Consider the following 22,183-nt stretch of genomic DNA (forward strand, 5'->3'; position numbering starts at 1 on the left):
GTTTGTGCTTGATTGAAGTGAAGTGCTTCGAAATCGCCACCCTCGGGTAGCTGCAAAACGTTGTGTGTCATTCCATGGAGACCTGCTTATTTCAAATTGACTAACAAGAGATGAAATCATTTACCGATCTTTCAATAATCAGTAACAATGCTTACAAATTAGCTGAGCTCATTGAAAATGGACATTACAATAATATTTTTTATTACGAGTTTCACGAAGAAGTCAACCCTGAAGGAATTTGGAATTGTTTAGAAGGACTTGAAGAATTTCAAAAACGAGCGGATGACTCCTACAAAATATTTTTCTCTTACGGTTATGTTGATGAATTACCAGCGGTGATTCATATCGCTGTAAATATTGCCGATGAGTGGTTTATTGCTAAAGACTGTGGTTCAAACTACTATTTGGGTTTTGGACCTACCGGAATTCTGCGAATGCGAAACGCATGTTTAAACAAAGGCATAATGGGTTTCGTGTCTGACGAAAATTTTGATGACTGGTTACAGAATAAATTCGGGAAAACACCAAAGCCATTAGTAACTGACGGGAAAAACCAAGATGCAAATCAATTCAAAAGAATATGCGCTAAACTGGAGCACTTAACAGTTGACATGCAAAACCAACCACAAGAGTATCAAGGATTGAATGAGGAAAATATTCGTGCAAAAATAAAAACACCTTTGAATGTAATCTTTCAAGGACGAGTTTTTGCGGAAGCGAAAAATTATAAAGGCAAAACTGACATTCTTATCAAAACGAAAGACGGGCTTAACGAACACATCTTTGAGTTAAAAGTTTGGGATGGTATAAAGACTTTAAAAGATGCGATAGATCAAGTTGGAGGCTATTTAGGCTGGCATAACAACTTTTGTGGCATAATTGTATTCAGCTATCATAAGAATTTAACCACCATCTTAGACAAAACGGAAGAATATTTGCAAGAAAATTTCAGTTCAGTAAATAGAAACAAAGAAAACGAGTTTCGTTTTAGAATGCCGCATCAAAATGATGATAAGAAAAATGTTGAAACTCACTTAGTGTTTATCAATTTAAAATACAACAAAACAAAACACGATACAAAATCTGCCAAGAATTAATAACAAACGCACAATACCCAGCTTGCGCTCGTTTCCAAAACGAGTGCATTCCAACACTCAAAGTCATGATATTTTGAGTCCTTTTTGTAGATATCCCGAAGCTCTTCAAATCTGTTTCTGAATCTATCAGAAAACCCTATTCCTTAAGTCTATGAAGCAGATCATTTTCAGCCTTGCATATTCTTATCTCAACTCATTGCTTAAATAAACGCTGCTTTATTATACTTGGCCTTATAAGTCAATGGCGACATTCCCGTTATTCTTCTGAATACTTCACGAAACGCCTTAACATCTGAATATCCAACGTCAAACATCACCTCGTTCACTGTCTTCCTTGTGTTTTCCAAAGATTTTTTGGCTGCTTCTATTTTTACGCGCTGTAGATATTCCAGTGGGGTAATGCCTGTTGCTTTATTAAAACGCCTGTCAAAACTCCTTCTGCCAATACTAAGCTGATCGGTAAGATCGCTAATCGAAATCTTATCCTGGTAGTTGGATTCAAAATAAGTCTGCGCTTCAATGACCTCCTCATCACCATGATTTTTATACCCATTAAAAATCCTGAACTCCGACTGCATATTTCTGTCCACATCAATCTGAAAAATCTTAACACAATGCAACGCAGTTACTCTATCAAAATATTTTTCAACGAGATAAATGATCAAATTCAAAAATGAAAAGGCTCCCCCATTGGTATAGATGCCATCTTCATCGGTTATCAATTTATCTGTTTTGAGATCAATCTTAGGAAATCTATGCCTGAATGCTGCATCTACTGACCAATGTGTAGAGCAACTTTTGCCATCAAGCAAGCCTGTGGATGCCAGTAAAAATGCGCCCGTACAAATACTGGCAACAGAAGCACCCTCCTTATATTGTTTAACCAGCCAATGGGCAAGCTCGTCATTTTCAAGAAGGGCTAGTTCATAATTGTGATTGAGGGAAGGAATAATGATCAGATCAGTCTTATTAGTCCTCGCTAAGTTGGTGTGTGTTTTCACTGAAAAGATACCCCCATGAAAATCAATATTTTCGGCAGTGCCCACAAGTTCAATTTTAAAGCGTTCTTCCTGATTTTTGTTTTTCCAGATCTCATTGGCGCGGGTAAATATCTTATAAGTACCAACAATGCTGCTCAGGTTATTTTCGCCATTAGGCACAATGATCGATAGATGCTTCATCTCAGCGTAATTTTGATTCAAAATTAAACATACACCATGTCCAAATCAACCCATAACAATGTCTATATAGCCCATTTTAAAAGGCATATCAAGACCATAGCTTTGTATTATCAAGCAGAATCCAATGTTTAATAACCAAACCAATAAGTGATGACAACACATACCAAAAATCCAATAACCGACAGCTTTACCTATCACTTCGAAACTTCAAAATCGGCAGAAGAGATGTGCAAATTACTGCTTGATGTTAGGCAGTGGTGGGTAGGATTTTATGAAGAGACCATTACCGGAGAGAGCAAAAAGCTCAATGACGAGTTCACCTTTCTGGCCGGTAACGGGATGCATTTTACAAGAATGAAACTTATCGCCCTTGAACCATCATCGAGAATAGAATGGATTGTGACTGAAAGTAAGCTTACCTTTCTTTCTGACCCTGAAGAATGGATCGATACAACGATAAGTTTTGATATTAAAAGTAAGGGATCTAAAACAGAAGTAACCTTTACACACCGTGGCCTGGTTCCGCAAATTGAATGCTATAACAATTGTTCAAAGGCTTGGACGGAATATCTGAATGCCTTTAAAAAAATTGTAAATGAGCCCATAACCGCCTGATCCCATGAAACAGATAATTATTCTTATATCCTGCTTGTTAGCCATTATGCATACCAGCTATGGCCAGCAAACAACAACTCAACCTATTGACAACAATCAAAATCAAATCATTATGAACAATCAAGATTATACCGCTAACATCGTTGTGGAGGCTTCTCCTGCAAAGGCCTATAATGCTATCAAAAATTTCCGTGCCTGGTGGTCAGAAGAAATAGATGGCCCAACTGATCAGCTCAATGAAGCGTTTTTCTACCATTATAAAGACATTCACTTGTGTAAAATGAAATTGGTGGAGATGGTGGAAAATAAAAGGCTTGTTTATCAAGTGTTAGAAAATGAATTTAATTTCATTAGCGACAAAACCGAGTGGGTTGATACTCAGCTGATTTTTGAGATAATTGAAGAATCAGGCAAAACCAAGGTCAGGTTTACACACAAAGGTTTGGTACCAACTTATGAATGCTATGAGGTTTGTAATGACGCCTGGACTGGTTACATTACTAGCAGCCTTTATAAACTTATAGAAACTGGCAAAGGAGAGCCTAATCCCAAAGATAAGGATGGGTTTAATGCTGAACTGGCAGAGAAATGGCATCTGAATTAATATTACCAATTAGATATAGCGATTTAGAATTCTAAACTGCTATACCTTCAGTCACACCCCCAGCGCAAGCTTGCGTCTTTGCGATTCATACGACAATCAGGAGAAGCAATCTTTTTACGTGGCGACTGCCGCACTATGCCCATAGTGATAACCATATTTTATTTCTTCATCTCAAATGTAGGGCATAGGAAGTCAGGAATTCCCAAAACAAAACCCCAGATTTTGCTGCCTAAAAGAATGATTTTAGTTGATAATTATCATGTTATGCGCTGCTGACCAATCGTAACTTTACGATATCATTAAAACAGGGAAATCATGACAAAGTCTATTAAAATATTAGGTACAGGGTGTGCAAGATGCCAGTCTCTAACCGGGTTGGTAAAAGATGTAGTTTCTGAAAATCACATTGACGCAACTATTGAGAAAGTTGAAGACATTGAGGAGATCATGAAATTTAATGTAATGGCTACCCCGGCATTGGTTATTGACAACGAGATAAAAACCAAAGGCAGAATACCTTCTAAAGAGGAAATATTAGCCCTCTTAAATTAACTAGTTATGTTTGATTGGGCACAGGCCATCGCAGATTGGCTGGTATATGATGTATTTCATTTAGATAAAGGAGAGCATTTAGCTGAAGCTTTGAACTTCTTTATCTATGATGTCACTAAAATCTCCATTCTACTGGTAGCTGTTATCTTCTTTATGGGGGTAGTCAACAGTTATTTCCCAATTGACAGGGTCAAAAACTTCCTTTCAAGAAATAAGCTTTACGGATTGGAATACTTAATGGCCAGTCTTTTTGGGGTGGTTACTCCGTTCTGCTCATGCTCCTCAGTGCCACTATTTATTGGATTTGTAAAGGGTGGTATTCCGCTGGGTGTCACCTTTGCTTTCCTAATTACTTCCCCACTAGTAAATGAAGTAGCCATAGGTCTGTTTGTAGGCCTGTTTGGCATAAAGACCACCATCATCTACGTGGTAAGTGGCGTGATGCTGGGCACTATATCGGGCATTATTCTTCAAAAGCTGAAATTGGAAAACCTGTTAACGCCATGGGTAAAGGAGATCCTGGCCAATTCTCAAAGAGAACAGGATAAATTCAAAAATGAGCAACTTACCCTCAGGAAGCGGCTGCCCATAATTTGGTCAGAAGTGACCACGATTCTAAAAGGAGTAATGCCTTATGTGATCATAGGCATTGCCATAGGCGGATTGATGCACGGATATGTACCTGAAGGTTTTTTTGAGCAGTACATGGATAAAGACAATCTGTTTGCAGTGCCCATAGCTACTATTTTCGCCATTCCTATGTACTCCAATGCGGCTGGCATCCTTCCCGTTGTTCAGGTGTTGGTGGCCAAAGGAATTCCCCTAGGTACTGCAATTGCCTTTATGATGGGTGTTGTAGGCTTATCACTGCCCGAGGCAATGCTTTTAAAGAAGATAATGACCTTTAAGCTGATAGCCACCTTTTTTGGGGTGGTAACATTATGCATTATCATATCTGGTTATTTGTTTAATATGCTATTGTAGGAAAGCACCAATTTCTAAATGATTAGACGACTGCGCTGCTTTAGGCATCAAAAATCAGTTTTCAAATTTCTGCAACTCAATAGTGATCGGCACCCTAAATGATAAATTCATTGTTTAGTCTGTATTTTGTAAAAAACCAATATCTAATTTAATATATTAGTTGTCGTTATTAGTGTATAGCAGTAATTGTGACTATTCGCTTGTTGTGCCCAACTGCCCCTGGACAAATTCTCCAACTTAGAACAAGATGAAAGGAACCCTAGACGACTTAATTGTAAAGTTCAATAACGATACTTCTGCCAAGCTGACGGAAAGCTGGACTTGGCTAATCGGGACAGACAAAGAGGTATTACTAGTTTCGACAATTGGCGACATGTTCTTAACTGACAATAACAAAAGAGTTTATTGGCTTGACGTTGGAGGTGGCGAACTCAAATTAGTAGCTAACACAATTGAGGACTTTGAAGAGAAACTAAAAAACGTTGAACAAGTAAATGAGTGGTTCATGATTGACTTGACAACCGAGTTAAGACTTTCAAACAAAAAATTAAAGGACGGACAACTTTACTCGTACTATAAACTACCTATCATCGGTGGTGGCTATACGGTAGACAATTTTGCACCGTTAAGCATTAAAAAGCATTTCAGTTACCTTGGAGACGTCCATAGACAAATTAAAGATCTGCCAGACGGGACGAAAGTAGAAATAAAGATTGTGGACTAGGGGCAACAGCCTCAGCTGGCGCTCGTTTCCAAAACGAGTGCATTAACCCCTAGCGCAATTAGAATCGAATAAATAAATGCATAGGAGATGTTAGAAACTGTCGCGGCCATTATCTTTACCATATTAACCGTGATTGTAATCATTTTTCAGGGTTGTCTGGCAGCAGGTGTTCCATGGGGCAAAGCATCGATGGGCGGAAAATATCCAGGTAGATATCCCCCTAAAATGAGAATCGTTGCTGTGTTGAATATGCTTATTCTAGCCTTTATTGCAGCAGTTGTATTATCCGAAGCTAACTTGATGTTTCCCCAACTAAATGCAATTTCCGGAATTGGTATTTGGGTTGTTGTCGTATTTTTTGTGATCGGAACAATAATGAATACAATTACTCCCAGTAAGATAGAACGTATTTGGGCACCTGTAGCTTTAATTCAACTGATCACGAGCTTAATTGTGGCCATTAGCTAATTTCAATGACACCAACGAAACAAAATATTTCAGAAATAGCCGAGCTACTGGATTGCGGGCATGTCTGCTTTTTTCACAAACCCACTGGAAGGATAGAATACTATCCTGATCCTGAAGGTGAATACTTTGAGCCTGATTCTTTTCAACAAATTATTGACCAAATTGAAGCAGACCCTGACAACTATCAACGGTTTGTAAAGATGGATTCGCTACAAGGATTTCAGGTAATGGAGGATTTTGCAAATTCTTTAACCGACAGCAAATTTAGAGATAGGTTACTAGAACTTCTTTCTGAACGCAAACCATTCAGTAAATTCAAATGGGCCATTGACGACTCAAAGTATCGCCAGAATTGGTTTGACTTCAAACAGCAGGCAAACATTGATTGGGTTTACGAACAACTTGGTTAACTAATGCCGTCACGTGTTCCATTAGTGTCCGTATTCCTACAATGGGAATCACCCACAACGGACTCTGATTATAGTTATCTCAGAGTCCTCTGCGCCTGATAGTGATAAGCTTAAGCCTCCCTTTTTAAAAAAAACAATAGGTCATTTATTGTTATAAACACGTTGGTAAGTAAGGCTGAACTAAGAAATTTCGTAAATTTAAATATGGAATGGAGAAAACATATAGTAGCGGATGAAGCTGTACTGTTGGGTAAACCGACAATAAAAGGCACTCGCGTATCCGTTGAACATATCATTGGACTACTGGCTCAAGGATGGACAGAACAACAAATTCTTGAAAATTATCCTCGGGTAAACCAGGAATCACTAAAGGCTGTTTTCTCCTATATTCAAGAATGCTTAAAGGACGGACTTTTATACACTAATTCTTAAATTTAACCTACTTGAAGTACCTAGCCAATGAGAATGTTCCATTCTCCAGTATCACCTATCTCAAATCAAAAGGTTATGACGTTAAGGCAATTGGAGTTGACGATCCCGGTATTACGGACGAACAGGTTATGCATATTGCTATTGATGAGAACAGGACAATTATAACTTATGATAGCGATTACGGTGAATTAATTTTCAAACATGGATACAAGCCGCAAGCCGTTGTCGTTTTCATCAGAGTTCAGCCAACCGAACCATTAGAGACTGCAAAGATTTTAGAAGAGCTCCTTTCTAAAAAGACTGTTTCACTTGAACATACTTTAACCGTTATCGACTCCAACACGATTAGACAGAAAAAATATTAACCCTCCAGCTAATTGCATTCCTCCCCAGTTGAAAGTAAATTTAGTAGTTGATAATAGGCCTTTGGAGTGAGTTCAAAGGTTTGCACTACTAAAAAAGCAGTATGTCTAAAAATTTAAGTGAATTATCCGGTCGTAAAGGAGTTGTCGATAACCTGTTTGAGAAAATGGGGCAACTGGCTTCTGAAACAGGAACGCCTAAAAAGGCTGATCTTGATGCTCTGGCCAAAGAATTTCTGATTGGCAAGTCTTCCACTTACGGCACTACCACTTTCTATGATTTTATGAAGCCCGAAAATCAGGGTAAGAAAGTCTATGTGTGCAATGGCTCGGCTTGCCTTTGTGCTGGCACGCAAAAGGAAGTTCACGATACGCTGTCAAAGAAATTTAAAGCCGATGAAATTGGCCATATGACCTGCCTTGGTCGATGCCATGAGAATGGAGCATTTCATTACAATGGGACTAACTACTCAGCTAAGTCTGCTTTAGAAATTGAAAATATCATCAACACAAAAGCACCTGCCAAGGACACTTATAATGTGGTGAGTGACAACCCTGTGCTTACAGCTCCATATGAAGGTTTCGATGCACATTATGCCGTGTTGAAAGCGGCATTAGCAAAATCACGCGAAGCAATATTAGAAGAAATTAAAACCTCGTCCATTCGTGGTCGTGGTGGTGCAGGCTTCCCAATGGGATTCAAATTAGAAAGCTGCAAAAACGAAGAAAACGATACTAAATTTATTATCTGTAATGCCGATGAAGGTGATCCGGGAGCTTATTCCGATCGCTATTTAATGGAAGAACGGCCACATTCTGTATTGTTTGGGATGATCATATCCGGCTATGTTACCGGAGCATCATGGGGCATTGTATACATCCGTGGTGAATATCCTGAATCGGTAACCATTGTGGAAGCTGCCATTCAAGAGCTTCGGGATCATGGTTATTTGGGTGAGAATATACTGGGTGCAAATTTCAATTTTGATCTGAAAGTTATTCGTGCGCAAGGTGCTTACATCTGCGGTGAAGAAACAGCATTAATCAACTCTATAGAAGGACAACGCCCGGAAGTGCGTACCCGTCCGCCCTTCCCTACCACGCAAGGTTTGTTCAACAAACCCACCGTAGTTAACAATGTAGAGACATTAGCGGCATTGCACTTCATCATCAAAAATGGTGGCAAGGCTTACAAAAAATTAGGAACGGAAAAATCATCCGGAACGAAGCTCATTTGCTGTGATAGTTTCTTCAATAACCCCGGTATCTACGAAGTAGAAATGGGCACTCCTCTGGCCAAGGTGGTATATGAAATGGCTGGCGGTTTTAAGAAGGAAGTGAAGGCATTGCACATTGGTGGTCCATTAGGCGGCATTGTGCCCGTAGATAAAATCAAAGATTTGAATGTTGATTTTGAGTCTTTTGCCAGCAATGGCTTTTTGTTAGGTCATGCGTCTGTGGTAAGTATTCCGGAAGACTTCCAAATGATTAAGTATTTAGAACATCTGTTTGAGTTCGCTTCTTTTGAAAGCTGTGGAAAGTGCTTCCCATGCCGATTAGGCACGAAAAGGGCACATGAAATGTTAAAGAAGTCAGCGGATAGTGATTATAAAATATCGAGAGAATTATTTGACGATTTATTGTCTACCCTACAACAGGGAAGTTTGTGCGCACATGGCGGTGGCATTCCGCTTCCGGCAAAAAATGCACTCCAGTATTTTGGCGATGAATTGAATAAACATTTTGAAAAATAGGATATGAGTAAGGTAGCATACATCAACGACAAGGCTTATCCCATTCATGAAGGTGAAACCATGCTTTCGTTCCTTCGCAGGCACAACGGCAAAAAATCTGTACCTACTTTATGTGACGCTCCTAACCTGGAGCCTTTTGGTAGCTGTAGGGTGTGCAGTGTGGATGTAGCGTTGCAAAAAGAGGGTAAAACCAAAGCCATGGCCAGCTGCCACAGCCCGATGCAAGAGGGAATGTACCTCTATCCTGACTCGCCCAATATCCAGAAGCTTAGAAAAAACATAATAGAATTAGTACTTACAGATCATCCGCTGGACTGCCTTACTTGTGAGGTAAATGGCAATTGCGAATTGCAGGATGTAGCAGCCAGTGTGGGCATCAGGGATGTGCGCTACCCTGAAGGTGAAACACACCTCCACCGAGAAAAAGACCTTTCTCACCCTTACATGACTTCCGATTTATCGAAGTGCATCAATTGCTACCGCTGTGTACGTGCATGCGATGAAGTGCAGGGTGAGTTTGTATTGAACATGGCCGGCCGTGGGTTTGACAGTCACATTATCAAAGGGCATGACCAGTCTTTTAAAGAATCGGATTGTGTAAGCTGCGGTGCTTGTGCGCAGGCCTGTCCAACTTCAGCTATTAGCGATGTATTTGAATCCAAGTCGGTAGCTAAAGCTGAGAAAACCAGAACGGTATGTACCTATTGTGGTGTTGGTTGTAACCTGGAGGTTTCTACCAGAAATGGAGAGATACTATCCATTCAGGCACCTTATGATGCTGCCGCCAATGGTGGACATACATGCCTTAAGGGAAGATATGCGTTCAAATTCTATAACCACCCTGATAGGCTGAGAACGCCATTGATTAAACGTAATGGTGAGTTTGAAGAAGCTACCTGGGATGAGGCGTATGATTTCATCACCGACAAATTCAAACAGCTTATCGCTGATCATGGCCCGGATTCCATAGCAGGAATATCTTCTGCACGTACACCTAATGAAGAGAACTATCTGATGCAGAAGTTTATGCGTGCGGTAGTAGGTACAAATAACATCGACTGCTGTGCGAGGGTATGCCACTCTCCTACGGCTTTGGGCATGCAGCGTGCCTTTGGTACAGGTGCTGCTACTAACTCCATTGATGATCTGAAGTATACCGATTGTATTCTTGTGATTGGTGCGAACCCAACAGACGCTCACCCGGTAACAGGTGCTAAGATCAAGCAGAAGTTGATGAAGGGCACAATGGGTATCGTTATTGATCCTAGAAAAATAGAATTGGCCAAGTACGCCAAGTATCATTTGCAGCTTCGTCCGGGTACGAATGTCGCGCTATTGAACATGATGCTGTATTACATCATCAATGAAGATGTGATGGACAAAGACTTTGTGGCGAAGAGAACGGAAGGGTTTGAAGAGTTTAAACAAGAAATCCTGAAACTCGATATGGATGAGCTGGCAGCCATTACGGGTGTTGATAAAGACTTGGTGAAAGAAGCGAGTTTGGCCTATGCTAAAGCGAATGCCGCTATGGAATTCCATGGTCTAGGCGTTACTGAGCACAGCCAAGGTACATTTACCGTGCAGCTTATTGCTGATTTAGCCATGATTACCGGAAATATTGGTAAGAAAGGAGCCGGAATGAACCCATTAAGAGGTCAGAACAATGTACAGGGTGCAGCGGATATGGGGGCGCAGCCACATCAGGGTGCCGGTTATTTAGATGTGACCAATCCGGAGATCAATGCACGATACAATACCTTCTACAATGCGAATGTGCCCAGCCATATCGGTTATAAAATTCCTGAAATGTTTGATGCTGCCATCAAAGGTGACTTGAAAGCCCTTTGGCTCATTGGTGAGGATGTGGTACAAACCGACCCCAATACTCAAAAGGTAATGAAGGCCATGGACAGCCTGGAATTGCTTGTTGTTCAGGAGATATTTATGACCGAGACCGCCAAGCATGCTACAGTCATTTTACCGGGGGCATCATTTTTAGAAAAGAACGGCACATTCACCAATGGTGAGCGCAGAGTGCAGCGTGTTAAGAAAGTAGTAGAACCATTGGAAGGGACCAAATCAGATGGTGAAATCATAGTGGACTTAATGAACCGCATGGGTTATCCGCAACCCCCATACACACCCGAGGGAATGCTGGAAGAAATCTCACAGATTGTACCATTCTTTATGGGCATTACCTGGGACAATTTAGGTGATAATGGATTGCAGTGGCCGGTATTTGAGGGTGGCAAGGATACACCAATGCTGCACATCACTGAGTTTAAAAGAGGATTAGGCAAGTTCACTTTCCAGAACTTCAAAGAATCTACCGAAGTAGAAACGCATGGTAAGGATTACCCTTACATCATCACCACTAACAGAGAGTTGGAGCATTACAACTGTGGCACCATGACGCGAAGAACAGGCAATGTGGATATTTTGACTGAAGACGTGCTTATGATTAACCCTAAAGATGCCGCTGACAACCTGATTGAGGATGGTCAGATGGTATGTGTGGAATCACCAAGAGGTAAGGTAGATATTAAAGCGTTTATAACTGATGAAGTGAAGCCTCGAGTAATGAGCTCTACCTTTCATTTCCCTGAAATTATGCTCAATAACATTACCAGCGATGTGCATGACAGCGAAGCCATGTGCCCGGAATATAAAGTGGTGATGTGCAGAGTAAGGAAGAGTAAAGGGAAGTATAAGCAGCTAGTTTAATTAGTTCAATGTTCTCAGTTCAAAGTTGTGACTTTTCGTTCCTTTGCTGTTTACTATATTAAATGAAGAAAGTCTCAAACATCAATCTGGCATTTTCGTGTACAGAAAACATCGATTTCAATGGAGAGGAATCATTCTGCTCCAAATGTCAAAATAAAGTTCACGACTTCAGAAAGTTCACAAAAAGTGCTTTAGAAGAAAAGCTGTCTAATTCAGACACTCCAATATGTGGAATATTTAAGAAATCACAACTCGATAAAAAATTTATAAAGTATGCAGCTTCAACTGCCATTACCTTAGCTAGCATATCGGGGGCTGTCCAAGCACAAGATATTAAATTACAGAGAATCGATTCTGTCGAAGTTTATTTAAATGACTCTATTGAATCTGAAGAAGAGATATTTGTTGGGATAATACTGGAAGAACAAGCGACTCCAATTGGTGGATATGAAAAATTCTATAATTCAATTCTAAATGAATTAAGAATACCAAAAAACCTTACAAGTAAGGCCAAAGCTTATGTGTCAATTGAAATTGACACAGCAGGAAATATTTCAAAACCAAAAATAGTAAAGAGTACTAATCCAGTTGTCAATGATGAAGCGTTAAGAGTTATAAATCAACTTCAATTCAAATTTGATCCTGCCAAACAAAGAGGAAGACCCATTAAATCCAAACTCATCCTACCCTTAATTTTCAATCCTTCTCACAAAGAAGAGTAGATATTGATAATTGCCATTTGTTAATTGTCAACTGCCCTCGGATTAGCATACAAATCACTCTCATCTTCCTTTCTCGGGATAAGGCATTGAAAATCTTTCTCCACTAATAAAGAAAGGTTTTGTCCGTTGGGATAAACGATCTCACTATCAAAACCAACCTGTTCTGTTTCAGCCCAGCCATTGACAATGCTCTCTGGCACATTTACGGAGATTACACCTCTCACAAAATCAACCGAAAAATCATCTTTAGGATGTCTGATCAGCTGATAGACTAAGGCTGAACTTCCAAATTCAACTTTGTCTTTGACTTCACCAAGTTCTGCAAAGTCGCTAACCTCCTGTTTGGTCAATCTGAACCTGATTGTATTTCCCTGAATTCTAATCTTCATTACTACTTATTATAAGTTTAAAGTTCTATGTTCCAAGTTTCAATTACAATGTTATTAGTGCGATACTCCTCAACTTTAAACATTGAACTAAGAACTTTGAACTCGCTGCACACCACAATAAATATTAAAACTATTGTTCCTTACAAAACCCAGCAAGGTCATATTCATTTTTTTTGCCAAGTCCACCGCCAAACTGGAGGGTGCACCTACTGCGGCCAATACCGGAATACTGGCCATAGCTGCCTTCTGAATCAATTCAAAACTGGCCCTGCCACTAACCAGCACAAAACCATGACTTAAGTCCTTCTCCATTTCAATACCAGCACCTATCAATTTATCTAAGGCATTATGCCTGCCCACATCTTCACGCATCATCTCCAATTCACCCATCAAATTAAAAAAGCCCGCTGCATGAAGTCCACCCGTATATTCAAACACCTTTTGAGCAGCCCTTAGTTTATCAGGTGCCTCATGCATCATCTTTTCAGTAAACACATCCTGATTGATAATCACCCGACAACCTGTTTCCACTGACTCAATAGAAGCCTTACCACAAACACCACAGCTGGAGTTGGTATAGAAATGCCGCGCCAACTGCTTTATATCAAATTCAACTTCAGGGTGCAAAGCTACCTTAACTACATTACCACGCTCTTCCTCTTTTACACTTTCACAATGCGAGATGCTTACTATTTCACCTTTCGACTTTACAATCCCTTCAGTAGATAAGAACCCTAACGCCAGCTCATGGTCATGGCCGGGTGTGCGCATAGTTACCGCTATGGCCTTCTCCTGCCTTGACTCCAAGGGCCCATAGTTTAACCTGATTTCCAAAGGCTCTTCAACAGCCAAAAGATCCGGTTGCTGATTCCTTTGTTTACCTGAAACCTTGATAACTTCAGTTGCTCCAACGGTTGTATTTACCATAGTTTAAATTTACGAAATTCGCAGAAGAGATGAACGGATAAGCTGAGCACTTCAGATGAAGTCACAAGTTGTTATGGCATAAAAAATAATTTTATAACATTGTAAACAGTATGTTGTTAATCAGGAGATTAGCGAAAAGAGATGGCAAATTATTCTATTAAGGAACTTGAGGCGTTGACGGGTATAAAAGCCCATACCATAAGAATTTGGGAAAAGAGACACAATCTTATCAGTCCTGAAAGGTCAGACACCAACATAAGATTTTATTCAGACAAAGACCTGAAGCAAATCCTTAATGTCTCCATTCTCTATAATCAGGGTTTAAAAATTTCGAAAATTGCCAGCCTGACCGAGGCGGAGCTTTGCGCGAAGATTCAGGATCTCGCCAATGATGTAAAACCTGAAAATGAAATTTTCATCGATCAGCTTACCATATGCATGGTTGATCTTGATGAGGATAAATTTGAAAAGACCCTTTCGAGCTGCATCCTAAAAAAAGGATTTGAGGAGACAATCAATCACATCGTGTATCCCTTCTTGCGCAAAATTGGTGTGCTTTGGCTCTCCAATAAGATCAACCCCGTGCAGGAACACTTCATTTCCAATCTCATTCGCCAGAAGATGATTGTAGCCATTGATGGGCTGATTGAATCGGCTACCAAAGAAGAAAAGATCGTATTATTCCTTCCTGAAAATGAGCTTCATGAACTAGGCTTGCTATTCATCCATTACCTTGTTAAAAAGAGGGGTTATAAAACCTATTATCTGGGTCAGGATGTGCCGTTTCCCGATCTAAAAAAGGTATGCGACAAGATAAACCCTGACATACTCATAAGTTCTGTTGCCTATGTTGGCTCTGAAAAAAAATTCATAGAATACCTTGCCGTAGTAGAAGAAACCTTCAAAGACAAACGCATTTACATGACCGGGCAACCGATGTTCAATAAGAAAGGTGTCATCCCTGAAGGCATCACACTATTTGAACAACCTGCCGATTTGTTAAACTTATTGACCTAATAAGTTTTGTTTAATACAATTTGAATTTAGTTAAACATTAGTTTGCATTTTAATTTCATATGGTTAAATTTGTTTAACGTTTTTAAATAAACATTAAACATTATGACTGCATTAGAATTCAACCACCAAATAGCTTCACTTACAAGCACGTTGGAGCTGTTCACAAAAAAATTTACAAGTGACAAAATGGAGTCTGAGGATCTGGTGCAGGACACCGTATTGAAAGCCCTGACTTACCGCGATAAGTTCAGACAAAATACGAACCTTAAAGGATGGCTCTTCACCATCATGCGCAATACCTTTATCAATAACTATAGAAAGGTTCAGCGCAATAAAACAAGCCATGATGATACCAAGGAGTTGTATTTCCTTAATGTGGCAGACGACTATACATTCAACACTCCTGATGGAAGCTATGAGTATAAGGACATTCAGAAGTGCGTGCATGAAATAAAAGAGGATTTATTGACTCCGTTTGAAATGCATACTGAAGGTTTTAAATACCATGAAATTGCAGAACAACTTAATATTCCTATTGGTACTGTAAAGAACAGGATTTTCCATGCGCGAAAAGAAATCCAAAAAAAGTTAGTAGCTTATTCCCAATAAGCGATTTATGGTAAAAAAGATAGCAGTCATCGGTTCTGGATTTGCAGGCATGTCAGCCGCAAGTTTTCTGGCCAAAGGAGGATGCGATGTAACAGTTTTTGAGAAGAACGATACAGTCGGTGGTAGAGCACGCAAGTTTTCTGCAGAAGGTTTCACCTTTGATATGGGGCCTAGCTGGTACTGGATGCCAGATGTTTTCGAAGGATACTTTAAAGCATTTGGTCACAAAGTAGAAGATTTCTACAAGCTTAAAAGGCTTGATCCCTCTTACAAGGTATATTTTGAAGATAAGAAAGGTGTGGACATACCTGCAGACTTATCTGCATTTTATGCCCTTTTTGAAGAAATAGAAAAAGGTAGCAGTGCTTACCTGAAGCAATTTTTAGAAGAAGCCGCCTATAAGTACGAGGTAGGGATTAATGACCTGGTTTACAAACCTGGAAGATCCATCACAGAATTTATAGACAAACGACTAATGCTTGGAGTTTTTAAGCTCCATGTGTTCAAGTCCATTTCTTCTTATATAAGAAAGCATTTTAAAGACAGTCGGTTGGTTCAACTTCTGGAATTTCCGGTTTTGTTTCTTGGTGCTAAGCCTCAGGAGACACCTGCGCTTTACAGCTTAATGAACTATGCAGATATCTGCCTTGGCACATGGTACCCTGAAGGCGGCATGCACAAGATTGTAGAGGCCATGGAAAAAGTGGCCCTTGAGCAGGGTGTTAAATTTAAAACCTCGCAGACTGTTGAGCAGATAACTGTGGAAAACAAAAAAGCTACTGGCATTGTGGTCAATGGTAATTTCGAGGCCTTTGATTATGTTGTTGGTGGGGCGGATTATCATCATGTGGAGCAACATCTGCTGGAAGAAAAATATCGTATGTACGATGAGCAATATTGGGACAGCCGCAAGCTGGCCCCATCTAGTCTCATTTTTTATGTTGGGCTAAATAAGAAAATCGAAAATTTGAGACATCATAACCTGTTCTTTGATGAGTCATTTGATGATCATGCCAAGGAAATTTATGATAACCCGAAATGGCCGTCTAAACCCCTATTCTATGTGAGCTGTACTTCAAAGACTGATGCTGATGCTGCTCCTGAGGGTATGGAGAATGTTTTTATTCTTATTCCGGTGGCCACCAATCTTGAAGATAACGATTCGGACAGGGAAAAATATTTCGATATGGTAATGGCAAGAATGGAGACGCTTACCGGGGAAAAAATCAAGGAAAATGTGGTGTATAAGCGCAGCTATGCCCATCAGGATTTTATAAAAGATTACAACAGCTACAAAGGCAATGCTTACGGTTTGGCCAACACACTTAATCAAACTGCCATTTTAAAACCTTCCATTGTAAACAAAAAGGTTAATAATTTGTATTATACAGGTCAGCTTACTGTTCCAGGGCCGGGTGTTCCCCCTTCCCTGATTTCGGGTCAGGTGACTGCAAGGGAAATTCTCAAAGACATTAAAAACAACTGATGAAGGAACTATTTGACAAAGTATCTCTTAAATGTAGTCGGTATGTAACTACCTCTTACAGCACCTCATTCTCATTGGGGATTAAGTGCCTTGAAAAACCTTTGCGTGACCCTATTTGCTCCATCTATGGTTTTGTGCGCTTTGCTGATGAAATAGTGGACACTTTTCATGACTATGATAAGCAAGATTTACTTGACAGGTTCAAAGCAGATACTTATAAAGCTATAGATGAAAAAATAAGTCTGAATCCCATTCTCAATAGCTTTCAGCACACTGTTAATCGATATAACATTGACCTCGACCTGATAGAAAAGTTTCTATACAGTATGGAGATGGACCTTACCAAAACACAGTACAATCAATCAAAATATGAGGAGTATATTTTAGGTTCGGCAGAGGTTGTAGGGCTGATGTGCCTCAAGGTTTTTTGTAATGGCGAATTAGCCCAATATGAAAGGTTAAAGCCTTATGCCATGAAGCTGGGGTCTGCCTTTCAGAAGATCAATTTCCTTAGGGACCTGAATGCCGATTATGTAGAAATGGGCAGAACTTACTTCCCGGGTGTTGAACTGAACAACTTTGATGAAAAGGAAAAGCTGGAAATAGAGAAAGACATTCAGGAAGACTTTAGTATGGGATTGGAGGGTATTAAAAAACTTCCAAAATCATCAAGATTTGGTGTTTATTTGGCTTATGTATATTATTATGCCCTGTTCAATAAAATAAGAAGAACACCATCATCCAGTGTGCTGAATAAAAGGATCAGGATACCTAATCAGGTGAAATTTTCTATTTTATTTTACACATATTTGAAACACCGCCTTAATATCATTTAATTATGAGTGAAGTAATTCTGGTAAACTCAAAAGATGAAGTGTTGGGGGTTCTTGATAAAATGGAAGCCCATCACAATGGTATACTTCACCGTGCTTTCTCTGTGTTGGTTTATAATTCCAAAGGCGAAATGCTTATTCAAAAAAGAGCCTCTGACAAGTATCATTCAGGCGGCTTATGGACCAACGCCTGTTGCAGTCACCAGCAAATGGGAGAGTCAAGCGAAGAGGCTGCTAAACGCAGATTAAAAGAAGAAATTGGCATTGACGCAAATCCTGAATTCCTATACAAATTCATTTATAAAGCCGAGCTTGACAATAATCTTACAGAATTTGAATATGACCATGTGCTTACCTGCACTACGGATCAAAAGCCTATGCTGAACCCTGAAGAGGTTGAAGATTTTAAATATGTCAATGTCAAATCTTTAATGCTGGACATACAGCAAAACCCTGATGATTACACCTTTTGGTTTAAGCAGATTATGGAAAATCTTCAGAGTAAAATGATGCTTGAAGTTGAGTCATAACTTATTCACGGCATAGTTGTTATAGGTAATAAAACCCTCAGACTATGTTTTCATTTCTCAAATCAGATCCGATAAAAAAATTACAAAAGAAGAAGTCAGCTCTTTTGGAAAAGGCTATGCACATCCAGCGCTCCGGGGACTTAAAGTTATATGCTTCTAAAATGGAAGAAATTGAGAATCTGGAAAAAGAAATAGAAACTTTAAAAGCCAGTGAGTAAACCCAAAGTCAATATATTTTGGTTTAGACGGGATTTACGTCTTGAAGATAACACTGGTCTCAACGTGGCCTTAAAAAGTGACAGGCCAGTATTACCCATTTTTATATTTGATAGCAATATTCTTGATGATCTGGATGACAAGCATGACGCCCGGGTCACCTTCATTCATGATCAGCTCACTGCTATCAACAAGCAATTACACTCCAAAAAAAGTGCTGTCAAGGTCTACCGTGGCGACCCAAAAAAAATATGGACTGAGCTAACTGAAACTTTTGATATAGGGGAAGTTTTTACCAACAGGGATTATGAACCTTATGCCAGAAGCCGGGACAAAGCCATTTACGAGTTTTTGAATGCTAAAAACATCCCTTTCAACACCTATAAAGACCATGTAATCTTTGAGAAGAAGGAAGTGGTAAAAGAAGATGGAAGTCCGTATGTAGTATTTACACCCTACAGTAAAGTATGGAAGAAAAGGCTGCAAGAGCACCCCTTTCATATTGCTTCCAGCATTATGGGTTATGACAATTTCCATCAACTGACAGCTGATGTTCCAACATTAGAGGCACTGGGTTTTAAACGATCAACTATTGAAATTCCGCCAAACGATTTAGATGAAGCTTTAATCAGCAAGTACGGTGAAACCAGGGACTACCCAGCCATCAACGGCACTTCCCGATTGGGTGTTCATTTAAGGTTTGGTACGGTCAGCATCAGAAAAGTAGCGCAGATGGCCATGGCTAAAAATGAGACTTTTCTCAATGAACTGATATGGCGTGAGTTTTACCAGATGATACTTTTTCACTTTCCTAAAGTGGTTGACAATAACTTTCGCTCAAAATATGATCATGTGGAATGGCGGAATAATGAAGAGGAATTTGAAGCATGGTGTCAGGGTAAAACCGGATATCCTATTGTAGATGCCGGCATGCGTGAGCTTAATACTACCGGCCATATGCACAACAGGGTGCGAATGATTGTGGCTAGTTTTTTGACCAAGCACCTGCTTATAGACTGGCGTTGGGGTGAGGCTTATTTCGCAAAGAAGCTTCTTGACTTTGAACTCGCTAGTAATAATGGCGGCTGGCAATGGGCAGCCGGAACAGGTACAGACGCACAACCCTATTTCAGGATATTCAACCCTGAGTCGCAAACCAAAAAGTTTGACCCTGAATTACAATACATTAAAAAGTGGGTGCCTGAGTTTCAGGAACTCTCCTATCCAAAACCTATTGTAGATCATAAATTTGCCCGTGAACGCTGTCTCGATACATTCAAACAAGCACTAGGGGCATGAGAATCTTACTCACAGGCTCAACAGGTTATATTGGCCGAAGGCTGTTGCCAATATTAGTACAGGCAGGACATCATGTTATTTGTTTGGTCAGAGACAAACGCAGGTTCGATTGGGATGATTTTGATACCGATTTCCTCAGTCATGTAGCAGTTATTGAAGGCGATCTGTCAATGCCGGAAACGCTGAAAGACATTGAGCTGGATATAGATGCAGCTTACTACATGGTGCATTCATTATCCAATTCCTATTCCAAATTCTCTGACATAGAGCAAGTTACAGCCCAGAGTTTTGCTGACCTTATTGGTAAAACAAAAGCCAAACAGATCATATACCTCAGTGGCATCTCCAATGATGATGAACTGTCAGAGCATCTTCAGTCCCGCAAAGATGTGGAATCGGTACTGAAAAGCTCAGGTGTACCCGTCACTGTGTTAAGAGCAGCCATTATTATTGGTTCCGGCAGTGCCTCTTTTGAGATCATCAGGGATTTGGTAGAGAAACTTCCAGTTATGGTTGCCCCAAAATGGCTAAAGAGCAAATGTCAGCCACTGGCGGTGAGAAATGTGATCGAATACCTGGCTGCAGTATTGAACAATGAAAAGACCTTTGGCAAAACCTTTGACATTGGAGGGCCTGATATTCTCACTTATAAACAGATGTTGCTTCAATATGCCAAGTCGAGAAAATTGAGAAGGTTTATCATTTCGGTGCCAGTGCTTTCCCCAAAACTGTCCTCCTTATGGTTATATTTCGTGACCTCCACTTCATACACGTTGGGTCGTAACCTGGTAGACAGCATGAAAAATGATGTGGTAGTAAAAGAGGGTGACATCACCTCGATTATTCCTTTGAAGCTTTACAGCTATAGTGAAGCACTGGACATGGCCTTTAGTAAGATCAGTCAGAAAAATGTGATCTCCAGCTGGAAAGATGCGGTGGTGAATGACACTATACAAAATAACTTTCTCGACTTTATAGATGTGCCCAATCATGGCTGCTTCCATGATGTCAGAAATGTGGCTTTTACCAGAGCGATACCAGAAGTACGTAAAAACATCTGGGAAATTGGCGGTGACCGTGGGTGGTACTATGGCAACTGGATGTGGAAGATTCGTGGATTTATGGATCTGATGGTAGGTGGTGTTGGACTAAGACGTGGAAGAAGAAGCCCTAGTGATCTGAAAGCAGGTGACTCGCTTGATTTCTGGCGGGTGCTGTTGGCAGATGAAAAAGAAAACAGGCTATTGCTCTATGCAGAAATGAAACTGCCCGGTGAAGCATGGCTTGAGTTTAAAATAAAAGAGCAGGACGGGCAAAACGTCCTGCATCAAAAAGCTACCTTCAGGCCACTAGGCTTATGGGGCAGATTGTATTGGTATCTGGTGCTACCTTTTCATTTTCTTATCTTCCCTATGATGGCCAAGAATATTATTAAATACTAAGGTCAATATAAGTTCGAATTATATGATCCATTCATCACGTCACTGCGGAAATTTTCTTCATTCCCTTTTTCAAAATGAAGAAAATTGTCCGTAATCTCATATAAATATTATCTAGATACCGGATAAATAAAGGTTTTTAAAATGTAAACCTTAATTTTCCGGCCCGCCTCCAGAAGTTGTACGGAGGGCAGGCATGACAATCCTAATCCAGAACATCTAATCAAACACAACCTCCGCCTCAATTCTATTGCCCCAACCCCCATAGCCACCAACTGTGCCTACATAATCCAACAGCTCAGCCTCAGAGTACGGACAACCATCATAAATTTCAATTCCCATTTCCACTAGTTCCCATTCATCTTCTATAAAATGCCAATTAAATTCATGATTACCATTAAAATTATAGCCCCCACTACCAGCGGCTATTTTACCCAAAGGAAATAATGTTCTCTCTTCTGCAGACAATGCCAACTGATCCGTACACTGCTTAATAACCACAGGGTCAGAAGTAGCCGCAATAAAACTTTCATTCCGTGGGTCATCAGTGTGATCACACGCACTAAACCTGAAATATCTAAGGTCGCTATCTAAATCCTGCTTAGGCTCATCATCCTCAGAACAACTAAGAAACAGAACCATTAAACTCACTCCTATAAACCAAAATTTCCTCATCCTTCTTTCATTTTTATTTGTTCACTTCTAATGACACTGGTCATTTAATATAGGTTGGAAGTTAATGTCAATTTGAGTGATATTTTTTTACCCTGCATCAAACCTTAGGTCATTTTGTTTGTTACTAAATC

At 40.0% G+C, this 22,183-nt stretch carries 25 protein-coding genes; 21 read left to right on the forward strand and 4 right to left on the reverse strand.

Features of this window, described 5'->3' with window-relative positions; all coding sequences use genetic code 11:
- Positions 1-110: 110 nt before the first annotated feature.
- A complete protein-coding gene (locus RIB54_RS16230; protein WP_350101862.1) occupies positions 111-1,097 on the forward strand; it encodes a hypothetical protein in 987 nt (328 codons plus the stop codon).
- Positions 1,098-1,297: 200 nt separating this feature from the next.
- Here the strand turns inward: RIB54_RS16230 and RIB54_RS16235 are convergent, their stop codons facing one another.
- Positions 1,298-2,278, reverse strand: a complete 981-nt coding sequence (locus RIB54_RS16235; protein WP_350101863.1) for a GlxA family transcriptional regulator — start codon at positions 2,276-2,278, stop codon at positions 1,298-1,300.
- A gap of 150 nt (positions 2,279-2,428) precedes the next feature.
- Here RIB54_RS16235 and RIB54_RS16240 point away from each other — a divergent pair, with 150 nt between their 5' ends.
- The 12 genes from RIB54_RS16240 (at position 2,429) to RIB54_RS16295 (ending at position 12,632) form a co-directional block, all read left to right on the forward strand.
- Positions 2,429-2,893 (forward strand): SRPBCC family protein, encoded by a 465-nt coding sequence (locus RIB54_RS16240; protein ID WP_350101864.1) that lies wholly within the window; start codon positions 2,429-2,431, stop codon positions 2,891-2,893.
- Positions 2,894-2,897: 4 nt separating this feature from the next.
- Entirely contained in the window at positions 2,898-3,497 is a 600-nt protein-coding gene (locus RIB54_RS16245) for an SRPBCC family protein (RefSeq protein WP_350101865.1), read from the forward strand.
- A gap of 315 nt (positions 3,498-3,812) precedes the next feature.
- Entirely contained in the window at positions 3,813-4,049 is a 237-nt protein-coding gene (locus tag RIB54_RS16250; protein WP_350101866.1) for a thioredoxin family protein, read from the forward strand.
- A gap of 6 nt (positions 4,050-4,055) precedes the next feature.
- Complete coding sequence (locus RIB54_RS16255; protein ID WP_350101868.1) at positions 4,056-5,033, forward strand: permease; 978 nt, start codon at positions 4,056-4,058, stop codon at positions 5,031-5,033.
- 247 nt (positions 5,034-5,280) lie between these two features.
- Positions 5,281-5,757 (forward strand): T6SS immunity protein Tdi1 domain-containing protein, encoded by a 477-nt coding sequence (locus RIB54_RS16260; RefSeq protein WP_350101869.1) that lies wholly within the window; start codon positions 5,281-5,283, stop codon positions 5,755-5,757.
- Positions 5,758-5,844: 87 nt separating this feature from the next.
- Positions 5,845-6,225, forward strand: a complete 381-nt coding sequence (locus RIB54_RS16265; protein WP_350101870.1) for a hypothetical protein — start codon at positions 5,845-5,847, stop codon at positions 6,223-6,225.
- A 5-nt stretch (positions 6,226-6,230) separates the two neighbouring features.
- Entirely contained in the window at positions 6,231-6,635 is a 405-nt protein-coding gene (locus RIB54_RS16270) for a UPF0158 family protein (protein ID WP_350101871.1), read from the forward strand.
- Between the two features lie 204 nt (positions 6,636-6,839).
- The gene (locus RIB54_RS16275; protein WP_350101872.1) at positions 6,840-7,067 is read left to right on the forward strand and encodes a DUF433 domain-containing protein; all 228 of its coding nucleotides are present in this window, start codon (positions 6,840-6,842) and stop codon (positions 7,065-7,067) included.
- 11 nt (positions 7,068-7,078) lie between these two features.
- The gene (locus tag RIB54_RS16280; protein ID WP_350101873.1) at positions 7,079-7,432 is read left to right on the forward strand and encodes a DUF5615 family PIN-like protein; all 354 of its coding nucleotides are present in this window, start codon (positions 7,079-7,081) and stop codon (positions 7,430-7,432) included.
- A gap of 101 nt (positions 7,433-7,533) precedes the next feature.
- Positions 7,534-9,183 (forward strand): NADH-ubiquinone oxidoreductase-F iron-sulfur binding region domain-containing protein, encoded by a 1,650-nt coding sequence (locus RIB54_RS16285; protein ID WP_350101874.1) that lies wholly within the window; start codon positions 7,534-7,536, stop codon positions 9,181-9,183.
- A gap of 3 nt (positions 9,184-9,186) precedes the next feature.
- Entirely contained in the window at positions 9,187-11,910 is a 2,724-nt protein-coding gene (gene fdhF / locus RIB54_RS16290; RefSeq protein WP_350101875.1) for a formate dehydrogenase subunit alpha, read from the forward strand.
- 62 nt (positions 11,911-11,972) lie between these two features.
- Complete coding sequence (locus tag RIB54_RS16295; protein WP_350101876.1) at positions 11,973-12,632, forward strand: energy transducer TonB; 660 nt, start codon at positions 11,973-11,975, stop codon at positions 12,630-12,632.
- Between the two features lie 20 nt (positions 12,633-12,652).
- Here the strand turns inward: RIB54_RS16295 and RIB54_RS16300 are convergent, their stop codons facing one another.
- Together RIB54_RS16300 and fdhD are read right to left on the reverse strand one after the other, a co-directional pair.
- A complete protein-coding gene (locus tag RIB54_RS16300) occupies positions 12,653-13,021 on the reverse strand; it encodes a DUF7009 family protein (RefSeq protein ID WP_350101877.1) in 369 nt (122 codons plus the stop codon).
- An 87-nt stretch (positions 13,022-13,108) separates the two neighbouring features.
- Entirely contained in the window at positions 13,109-13,948 is an 840-nt protein-coding gene (gene fdhD / locus RIB54_RS16305; RefSeq protein WP_350101878.1) for a formate dehydrogenase accessory sulfurtransferase FdhD, read from the reverse strand.
- 141 nt (positions 13,949-14,089) lie between these two features.
- Here fdhD and RIB54_RS16310 point away from each other — a divergent pair, with 141 nt between their 5' ends.
- From RIB54_RS16310 to RIB54_RS16345, 8 genes are all read left to right on the forward strand, one after another.
- A complete protein-coding gene (locus RIB54_RS16310; RefSeq protein WP_350101879.1) occupies positions 14,090-14,965 on the forward strand; it encodes a MerR family transcriptional regulator in 876 nt (291 codons plus the stop codon).
- A 102-nt stretch (positions 14,966-15,067) separates the two neighbouring features.
- Positions 15,068-15,574 carry an RNA polymerase sigma factor gene (locus RIB54_RS16315; protein WP_350101880.1) on the forward strand — a complete coding sequence of 169 codons (507 nt, stop codon included), beginning with the start codon at positions 15,068-15,070 and terminating at the stop codon, positions 15,572-15,574.
- A gap of 7 nt (positions 15,575-15,581) precedes the next feature.
- Positions 15,582-17,060 carry a bifunctional phytoene desaturase/3,4-desaturase gene (gene crtID, locus RIB54_RS16320; RefSeq protein WP_350101881.1) on the forward strand — a complete coding sequence of 493 codons (1,479 nt, stop codon included), beginning with the start codon at positions 15,582-15,584 and terminating at the stop codon, positions 17,058-17,060.
- A complete protein-coding gene (locus tag RIB54_RS16325; RefSeq protein WP_350063278.1) occupies positions 17,060-17,896 on the forward strand; it encodes a phytoene/squalene synthase family protein in 837 nt (278 codons plus the stop codon). The genes crtID and RIB54_RS16325 overlap by 1 nt, the downstream gene beginning before the upstream one ends.
- A gap of 2 nt (positions 17,897-17,898) precedes the next feature.
- Complete coding sequence (gene idi / locus RIB54_RS16330; protein ID WP_350101883.1) at positions 17,899-18,423, forward strand: isopentenyl-diphosphate Delta-isomerase; 525 nt, start codon at positions 17,899-17,901, stop codon at positions 18,421-18,423.
- A 44-nt stretch (positions 18,424-18,467) separates the two neighbouring features.
- Positions 18,468-18,641, forward strand: a complete 174-nt coding sequence (locus RIB54_RS16335; protein ID WP_350101884.1) for a DUF6435 family protein — start codon at positions 18,468-18,470, stop codon at positions 18,639-18,641.
- Positions 18,634-19,938, forward strand: a complete 1,305-nt coding sequence (locus tag RIB54_RS16340) for a cryptochrome/photolyase family protein (protein ID WP_350101886.1) — start codon at positions 18,634-18,636, stop codon at positions 19,936-19,938. Before RIB54_RS16335 ends, RIB54_RS16340 begins: the two co-directional genes overlap by 8 nt.
- Positions 19,935-21,380: an SDR family oxidoreductase gene (locus RIB54_RS16345; protein ID WP_350101887.1), complete on the forward strand. Its 1,446-nt coding sequence runs from the start codon at positions 19,935-19,937 to the stop codon at positions 21,378-21,380. The genes RIB54_RS16340 and RIB54_RS16345 overlap by 4 nt, the downstream gene beginning before the upstream one ends.
- Before the next feature lie 216 nt (positions 21,381-21,596).
- On the opposite strand, the gene RIB54_RS16350 is transcribed toward RIB54_RS16345, so the two are convergent.
- Positions 21,597-22,052 (reverse strand): BP74-related protein, encoded by a 456-nt coding sequence (locus RIB54_RS16350; RefSeq protein ID WP_350101888.1) that lies wholly within the window; start codon positions 22,050-22,052, stop codon positions 21,597-21,599.
- Positions 22,053-22,183 lie beyond the last annotated feature (131 nt).

The sequence above is a fragment of the Fulvivirga sp. genome (genome assembly GCF_040218215.1).
GTDB lineage: Bacteria > Bacteroidota > Bacteroidia > Cytophagales > Cyclobacteriaceae > Fulvivirga.